The organism is Caldisericum sp., assembly GCA_022759145.1.
In the GTDB taxonomy this organism is placed as follows: Bacteria; Caldisericota; Caldisericia; order Caldisericales; family Caldisericaceae; genus Caldisericum.
The window spans coordinates 1-9,368 of the sequence record JAEMPV010000053.1; the positions used below are offsets into that span (position 1 = coordinate 1).

The window sequence follows — 9,368 nt, forward strand, 5'->3', positions numbered from 1 at the left end:
GGAGAGTCTCATATGTTTCGTAACTTATTCATCCTGGTTGCAGCGTCCCAATTAACACTGCCATTAAAAGTTTCTGTTACAAAGCGAATGGGAACAAAAGTTCTTCCTGGAGGGACAATTACTGGCGCAACATCAAGTTGCACAGGTTTCCCATCCACATATGCAGTCTTCTTATTAGCATAAAGTAAAATTTTATGTGTTTTTAAAGAATCGACAATCGAAATCTCTTTTGTTGAACTATTATAAGATACATTGAAGTTTAAGGCTTCGGAAACAAACCTTATGGGGACAAGGGTCCTTCCTGATGCCCTATCTATAAAAGGCACTGCATCAAGTTTATACAGAACTCCGTTAACAAAGGCATCGTAAGAGCCGATTTGTAATTTAATAACTGTTTTTGCTTCTATAACTTCAAAGTTCAAAAATACCTTGTCCTGGACGCTTCCTTTTGTTAATGTGATTGGAATTGAATATTTTTGTGGTGTTAACTTAGATGTATCAACTCTTATGTCAAAGGTAAACTTATTATCTAAAGAGGTTTTACTCATAGTCATAAATGAGGGCGCTGAAATTTTAATGTCATTATTATTGAAACTAAAGTCGTAAACTGGAAAAGAAATATTCAAAACATCCCCTTTTTTCACAGTCCCTCCATTGATTGTTCTGTCAAAAAGAAGGAGTGGGTTTGTAAGGTCAAGTGAATAAATAGTTCCACTGCTTGTTTCTATAAGCAATCTTTTGGAAGGTGCATCAAAAGTAATTGTCGAAATGTCAAATAAAATGTCCGTAAAGAAAACATTGTATTTTATCCCATCGCAAGATAGCACTAAACAGATTTTATCTATTCCAATAGCAACTCTACCCGCTACTGTATCGATATCTTTTATATAAGGACTGCCGCTAATCAAGTTTACTCTGGTGAAATTTTTGCCTGAGCCTTTAACTAGTCCTGTGCTTGTCCCTGCAAGAATTTTGTTACCAAAACTTTTCAAAGTTGTTACGGAAATGTTATTTAAAACTTTGGTCCATTGCATATCCTCTTGAATTGTTTTGGAATAGTATAGTCCTTCATCAGTTCCAAGATAGTAACCATCGCTTCCCTTGCAAAATGCTGCTGCCTTTGTCGAGATAAGCCCTTTTGTGAGATTAAAAAACTTTGTGCCATTATCAAAACTTGCATAGAAACCACTACAAAATGATGAAACATAAATGTTACTTCCCTCGTGAGTTATGGAAGAAATTGTAGGACAATCAACCTGATTCTTTAAGCTTATCCACTTGGAATCAGAAATAAGCCCTCTATAAAGACCGCCACCATCTGTCCCAATATAGTAGAACCCATCAACATAATCAATTGCAGTTATATCAAGTTCGCTTAGTCCAGTGTTTTTGGGAGAAGGTTTTTAAAGTTTATATCGCCTATGTAGAGACCATCTTTTGTTCCAACAAGAACAGTTTCTCCGTTTACAAATATAACATTTATGCCCGATTCAATTTTTTTTAGAACTGTTACATTAGGATCGTTGGAAGTTATAGCTATGGTTGTATTAAAAAAGGAAAGCATAAATAATATCGCAAAGCATATCGAAATTGATAATTTTTTCACTCTTTTCACCTCGAGATATTATACAAGAAGTGCTCAAAAAACAAAAGGGGGCTTATAGCCCCCTACTTAAGAAACAAGACTTAATTTAAGGTTTTTCTTTGCTAATAATCTTCACAAATACTTCTCGCTCCGCAGGGTCGGTCCCGTTTATAATACCATCAACAGGCACAATTGCACGGATTGTATCACCAATTTTTGGGATAATAACCTTTGAATCATTTGTTGTAATATAAACAGGGATTGATTTTGATTTTACAGTTATATTTCCCTGAGCCCTTGCAACATTTGTTACAATATGCGGTTGCCATGCTTCAAGCATAATGTAGTAAGCCCAATGACTTGGAGAAATATCGTTCCACACAATGATATTTTCCTTCCCTTCGAATTGTTTAAGTTGAGGAATATCTTCTCTTCCGAGGATTCTTTCAAGCATTGCTGCAAATTCTGCCCTTGTAACACTGTTATTAGGTCTAAAGGTCCTATCTGGATAGCCAGTAAGTAGTCCTGCTTCTACTGCTGCATTTACATAAGGAGTAAACCAATCGGTTTTCTTAATATCAGAGAATAGAGGGTCAGAATAATCAGGTTCAATATGCCCTAATCTTACAAGTATGGTTGCAATTTCTGCTCTTGTTGCAAATTTGTCAGGATTAAATTGACCCTTTGAATCGCCCTGCATTAAGCCTTCCTGGTAAATTCTTCTTGTAAAGTTGTATGCCCAGTGCGTAACAGGAATATCTTTGAATGGTAATATATCATCGGAGAGTTTTGTTGCATCTATTCCAAGTGCTCTTAAAATCATTGCTGCAACTTCTACTCTTGAAACAAACCTATCTGGTCTTACAGTTTTATCAGGGTAACCTATAATAAAGTTATGGTGATAAACAGAAGGAAGTGGGGTGCAATCTTTTACAGTAACTGATTGAGTAAGGGTCGCTGTCTTGCCTACCTTGTCTTTAACAACAATATTAACGGTGTAAGTACCGGGCTTATCGTAGACATGAGTTAAGTTGATGAAGCTTCCTTGCTCTGTTCCAGAGATCTTGAGAGTGCCGTCTCCAAAGTCAACTTCATATTCGTAAGGAGAAGTTCCACCTGTAAATGTAAGGACGAATTTAGAGAAAGATGATGCACAGATTGTATCAGGAACATTGAATGTGAGGTTGATTGCAGTAGGCGGAGTTGGAGGAGTAGGTGGAGTTGGAGTAGTAGGGCAAGGTGCTACAACATATGTGTAAACTGTATTTGTAGAAACTTCTTCAGGGGCATTGTCTGCGCTAATTCTTGTGGTGTTTGTGATAATCGTTGAACCCGTTAGGGTTGCTCTTGCCATTGCCCTGAATGAGACCCAACCTGTTGTATTTGGAGGAAGGTTCGGAATTGTCCAGGTAATTTCCCTTCTTACAGGGTCATAAGAGTGCGTTACCGTTATCCCAAGATCAGGTAGATTACCATCTGATATCTGGAGTGTTGTTTCATCAAGGTTCGAGTCAACAGGGTCTACTATTTTAACATTTATTGCAGGTGCGTTTCCTGAGTTTCCAAAGTAATTTGTATAGGTAAGCCACGTTCCTGGTGAAACAGTGCCCTTTGGATCAACTTCTTTTTTCTGTGTGACATGCGCAGGGTCCCAGAAGTTTGCAGCCCTCACTTCAAACGAAGCGCTTGCACTCTGAGGTGCAGGAATTTCAGCGCAGGTAACAGAAGCAGTGTTTGTAACTTTAACAGGTGGCGTTGTCAGGGGCACATTTTCTTTAACCTTTACAACGATCGTTATTGTATAGGTTGCGCCTGCATCTATTCTCGGGATGATCCAAACATTGTTTCCTGATGAAGGCTGTGGATTTGCATAGTAGAAACTAACTTCACTTGGATAAGTTTCAGTAACAGTCACATTTGTTGCCGCCGCATTACCTGTATTGGTAATAGTTATTGAGTAGAAGACAAGCCCAGATGGCGCTTGTTCTGTTGGATACACTGATTTTGTAATAACAAGTTTTGGCAGCCCACTTACTGTAGTTGTATTTGTTGCGGATACTTGCTGGGTTTCTGCAGAGTCTGCAAAGGCAGTATTTGTAATAATCGTGCCCGAAGGAAGTGGAGAATTGGTTTTAACAATAAGTTCAACAACAACAGTTGCGTGAACTGGTAGGGTTGCAGGGTTGGGGTTCCATGTAATAGTGCCTGTTCCTCCAACGGGTGGCGAGGTAATTGTTCCTGTTGCTCCACTTACGAACCTTGCAGAAACAAAAGTTGTATTTGCTGGAGTTGAATCGGTTATAACAAACTGGGTTGCATCCATATTACCATTATTTGTAACGGTTATCGTGTAGGTAATATTATCTCCTGCTGAAACAGGATTTGGAGAACTAGTCTTGGAAATATTAAGGACTGGTGCAGAGCCAATGGTTGTTGTCTCTGTATCCTGAAGTGGGGTCTGGATTTCATCTGATTTCACTGAGGCGGTATTCGTTATCTGGGTGCCATTGGGAAGAGGTGAATTGGTTTTAACAACAAGTTCAACAATAACTGTCTCATCTTTGTTGATTGAGGTAATTGCAAAGGTTATTGAACCTGTACCACCCTGAGGAGGAGAGGTTATTGTCCCTGTGCCCTGGATGAACTGTGCTGAGACAAATGTTGTGTTTTGAGGTGTTGAGTCAGTGATGATAACATTGTGTGCAACCATATTACCTGTATTCTTAACAGTTATCCTGTATGTGATGTTTGAGCCTGCAGTAACAGGGTCCTGGGTATCAACTTTATCTATTGAGAGGATTGGTGCACTTTGAACTGTTGTTGTGGTCTGGGATTCTTTACCTTGTGAGTCTTCGGTAGAGGTAACCTTTGCGGTATTCGTTATGGTTGTATTGTTGTTAAGAGGTGTATCTACCTTCACAATGAGTTCAACAACAAACTCTTCATTCTGATTGAGGGTGCCTGAGAGGGTAAAGGTCACTGTACCAGTAGCACCAACCTGTGGTGCATTAATTGAGCCTGTTCTTGATACAAACCTTGCTGAAACAAATGTTGTATGTGGAGGTGTTGTATCAGTTACAACAACATTTGTTGCAGGGGCATTACCAGTATTACCAACTGTTATTGTGTAGATGAGGTTATCTCCTGCTTGAACTGGGTCTGGTGTATCGGTCTTTACGATTGTGAGGATTGGTGCAGAGCCAACGACTACATCCTTTGTTGCCTGTTGTGGGTCTGTCTGGTCTGAGTCAATTGTAACAATGTTATGGATTGTTGTGCCATTTGGAAGAGGGGATTTCACTTTAACTGTTATCGTTATTGTATGGTGGGTTCCATCTGCAGGAAGTGTTCCTATTGTCCACACATTGTTTTTGCCCGTATCTGGTTGAGGTGTTGCAGAGACAAAGTCAACATTTGGATCGTATGTCTCTGTGATAACAACACCTGTTGCATCCATATTACCATCGTTATAGTAGTCGATGGTGTAGGTAAGTGTATCTCCTGCCTGGACACTGTTTTTATCAGAGGTCTTTGTGATGTGGATAGAAGGTGAGGAGCCAACAACAAAATTCTTTGATGCATTTACAGGGGATGTTTGATCTGAATCAATTGAAGCAGTGTTAGAAATTACAGTACCGTTTGGAAGAGGTGAATTAATTTTTACCTGGAAAGTAACTTGTTGATTAATAACTCCCGGATTAAGGTTTCCAATAGTCCACTTGATATGTGTTACATTCGGATCTGTGCCATCGCTACCTGCAACTGGTGTATATGTCCAGGTTGCACCATTATCGCTCGAGTACTGAACTGTAACTCCGGATGGAGCAGTAACACTTCCAACAACAAATCTTGTATTTTGAGGTATCGCATCGACAATAAATGTATTAGTTGCAGTTAGATTGCCTGTATTTCCATATGTGATTGTATAAGTTGCAATATCTCCAGGTTGTGCAGGATTATGAGTAGTTTGGACATCTTTACTTATTGTAAGCACAGGTTTGCTTTCGACAGTAGTTGTCTCGCTTGTTGTAACAGGATTTGTCTCGGTGCTTGTTATGGTTGCAGTGTTTGTAAATATTGTTCCATTTGGAGTATCTATTGGGACTTCAACTTTAACTGTAATTTGACCCAAAGTACCAGATTGAAGAGTGCCTATGTTCCATGTAAGGGTTTGACCATTTACGCTTGTTGGCGCTGGCGTTGCTGAAATAAATGTTAAACCATTTGGAAGTGTATCAGTAATTACAACATTAGTTGCATCCTGCCCACCGGTGTTCTGATATCTTATTGTATATGTGAATTGAGAACCTGCTTGAACTGGATCAACACTATCAGATTTTGAAATTGTAAGGTTAGGAAGCGTCCCTATAAGCGTATCCTCGGTTGCCTGCGCTTGAGGCGTCTCGTTTGATGTTGCAATAACTGTGTTTGTAACTTTTGTTCCATTAGGTACACTTTGATCAACCTGTACTGTAAGAGTTATATTTCCAGAACTACCTGCTGGTAGATTTCCAATATTCCAGGTTATAATCTGTCCGTTTACACTTGTTGGAGTTGGATTTGCTGAAATATAAGTTATACCTGAAGGCAATGTATCGGCTATTACGACATTCGTTACATTCATTGTTGAGTTATTAGCGTATCTTATTGTATATGTGAACTGGTTTCCAGGCTTTACAGGGTCCTGTGAGTCAGACTTGCAGAGCACAAGTTGTGGAACAGAACTCACAACATTTATAACCTTATCTGAATTTATTGGTCCTTGCTCGTTCGAGTTCACTATCGCAGTGTTTTCAATGATTGTGTTATCAGCAATCGGTGAATCAACTTTTACTACAAAGTGAACTGTAATCTGCGAATTTGCATCTAAAGTTGCAATATTCCAGGTTACAACGCCTCCAGTATTTTGACCACCGGAATCAGCAGAGACAAATGTTGTATGCTGAGGGACAGGATCTGTTATAACAACATTTGTTGCAGGAGCAGAACCAGAGTTAGTAACAGTTATTGTATAGGTTATATTTTCGCCTGCTTTAACTGGATTAGGTGTACTCGATTTAGTTATCAAAAGTTTTGGTGCATTAACCTGAGTTTGTGCTGTTGCTGGACCAGATGAATAAGTATTTCCATAAGAGTCAGAGCCATCAACCCTTGCCCTATTTATAAGGATTGAACCATTTTCAACATTCTTGTTTATTTTTACAGTAATTTGTTCACTTATTGAACTTCCTTGAGGAATAGTTAAACCTGTGAAAGTTACTATGTTTGGAGGCGAATAAGAACCACCCGAAAGATATGTAACACCATCAGGTAAAGTATCTGTTATTGTTGCATTAATTAGGTCAAGATTGCCAGAGTTTGTAATTGTTATTGTGTATGTAAGCGTATCGCCTACGTTTGCAGCAGATTTATCAACTGATTTACTAATAGAAATTTCGGGTTTTCTTACTGTAACCTGTGCATCGTCCTCATTTGAGCCAATTGGGTTATTGCCTGCATCTTTACCTTCTGCTATCGCTCTATTTACATTTAACCCAACTATAGCATTTTGAGTTGGCTTTGCCTTAAATTCGACAAATAGGGTATCGAGTTTTGTGCCTGTTGCACCACCGCTATCATCTGTTCCTTCAACTGTAATGTTTGTATTGAATACAAGTGTATCACCTGATATCGCAGGTTCTAACAATGTCCAGTTTGATGGATTTGGAGAAGAGCCATTTGTTCTTTGATATTTTCCAGAGCCACTTACATATACCCATCCAGGAGGTAGATAATCCTGAACATTAACATTAAATGCATCAACAGGATTTTTGTTCGAGACTTTTAAGGTAAATGTTACCTCTTCATTAACTCTTGCCTCTGTTAGATCAGCAGATTTATCCATTTCAAGTTTTGGTGAACAGACACAAACATTTGCTTCATCTGTCACAGGTGTGTAAGAGCCATTATTATTGTCCTGATAAGTTACAGTAACAGTGTCTTTATTAGCACAGCCAGGAGATGCATTTGTAGGCACTGCATTAAATTTAATCCAGAGTGTGTCTTGATTGGTTCCTGTAGTTCCACCAGAATCATCAGTCGGTAAGAGCGTCTCATTAAGATTGAATGTTAATGTTTGCCCGGTTTGTGTTGGTTCTGTTATAGGTGATCCCCAATTTGAAGGCAAAGCACCGTTATTTTTAACTTTATAGGAACTGCCACTAACATAGTTCCAGCCTGAAGGAATAACTTCGCTCAAATTAATGCTTTTTGCCTGTGCATAAGAATCGAGGTTCTCAATCTTAACAATGAAAGTCACGGGATTCCCAACTGTTGCTATATAGCTTTGTGGAAGTTTTGTTACTCTCAAAACAGGTTTATAAACATCAACACATGCTGATGATGAACCACTTCCATCTGGAGCAAATGCGGAAATTGTTCCATTATCAAGGTCTCTTCCCTGGGCAGAACTTGAGTTGCAGTTCTTACCAAGAGAAGCAGATGAAGCAACTCTTACACTATAGTAGATAACAAGGGAATCACCTGGTGCGATTTGCGCCTGATTGTTGAAGGAGAAAGTCAATTGATTTCCTGAAATGGTGGGGTTACTTGTAGAACTTCCACCAGTCCAGGTAGCACTTGTCGTTCCGTTTATGTATGTGAATCCCGTTGGAAGAGTATCTGTAGTTACAACTGCAATAGCAAGACCATAACCGCTTGTGTTTTTAACCTGTATTTTATATCTTACCGTGTCGCCTGGCTGAACTCTTGTGGTATCTGAAGTGTTTCCATTTATTGAATAAACACTTTTATAAATTTGAAGTTGTGGCTTATAAACCAATGCCCAGGCTTTTGCACTGCTTGTGTCAATAACACTTCTATCAATAGGAGTGTTCCCTTGCATATCGGTTGTGCAGGACACATCTCCAACATTTACAGCATAAGATCCAATTGGTGAAGCAGGAGCATTAGTTGTAACTTTTGCAAGAAATTCAAGGTAGAGCGTATCAAGACTCGAACCTGTTGTTCCGCCATTATCATCCGTGCCTTCAAGCGTTTGTTGGATATGCCACTGATAACCTGAAAATCCTGGCGGAGGTGGAGGAGGCGTTTGGTATGGAGAGGTATTTGGATCTTGAGCACTTGTCCATGTTGTTGGAACCGAACCATTAGTCCTTTGATACCTTGATGAATTAGATTGATATACAAATCCCGTTGGAAGAGTGTCATACACATCAACATTGTAAACAGGCAGAGTGCCTTTGTTTTCGACTTTTATTCTGAACCTAACAATATCTCCTGGCTGCAATCTTACAGGATCTTGTGCAGGTTGACCATTTACCTCAACAATACTCTTTGTAACTTTTATTGGCGTTGCTGTAATTTTTGTGCAGGCATTTGTTGGAATTTGATAATTCTGATAGCAACACTCTGAATTCAAAATTAATGGGCTATTGCATATTGTGCCTGAAGCAGTATTTGATACTAAAACTCTAAATGAAAGAGTTGTTTCAGCACCTGCTGGGAAAGCATTGTCTGGTGGATTAGAAATTTGCCACTCAATTGTATTACCATTAACAGAATGCGTCATCCCGGTTATTGTTGTTCCTGTTCCAGGTGGAGGTCCATCAGTTATAGAATTAGCATCAATGATAAGACCTGACGGGACTGGGTCTTGCAGACTGAAGTTCCTTGCAGAGCCATCACCTGTATTCTTGATGTTAATCTTATACAAAAGTGAGTCACCGGGAGAAGCATTATCTTTATCAACTGTTTTTGTGATTTGGATATTCGGCTTCAAAAA

At 39.2% G+C, this 9,368-nt stretch carries 3 protein-coding genes; all 3 read right to left on the reverse strand.

Annotation, left to right across the window (positions count from 1 at the left end; all coding sequences use genetic code 11):
* Positions 1–8 precede the first annotated feature (8 nt).
* Positions 9–1,034 carry a copper amine oxidase N-terminal domain-containing protein gene (locus tag JHC30_03740; GenBank protein ID MCI4463265.1) on the reverse strand — a complete coding sequence of 342 codons (1,026 nt, stop codon included), beginning with the start codon at positions 1,032–1,034 and terminating at the stop codon, positions 9–11.
* A gap of 341 nt (positions 1,035–1,375) precedes the next feature.
* On the reverse strand, positions 1,376–1,564 hold the full coding sequence (locus tag JHC30_03745; GenBank protein ID MCI4463266.1) for a hypothetical protein: 189 nt from the start codon (positions 1,562–1,564) through the stop codon (positions 1,376–1,378).
* A gap of 127 nt (positions 1,565–1,691) precedes the next feature.
* A partial coding sequence (locus JHC30_03750; GenBank protein MCI4463267.1) for a DUF11 domain-containing protein occupies positions 1,692–9,368 on the reverse strand: 7,677 nt, incomplete at its 5' end.

What these genes read in the sequence shown, in the direction of transcription:
- JHC30_03740 (MCI4463265.1), bottom strand. Translation starts at nt 1,034, where the DNA reads ATGCAATGGACCAAAGTTTTAAATAACATTTCCGTAACAACTTTGAAA.
- JHC30_03745 (MCI4463266.1), bottom strand. Translation starts at nt 1,564, where the DNA reads ATGCTTTCCTTTTTTAATACAACCATAGCTATAACTTCCAACGATCCT.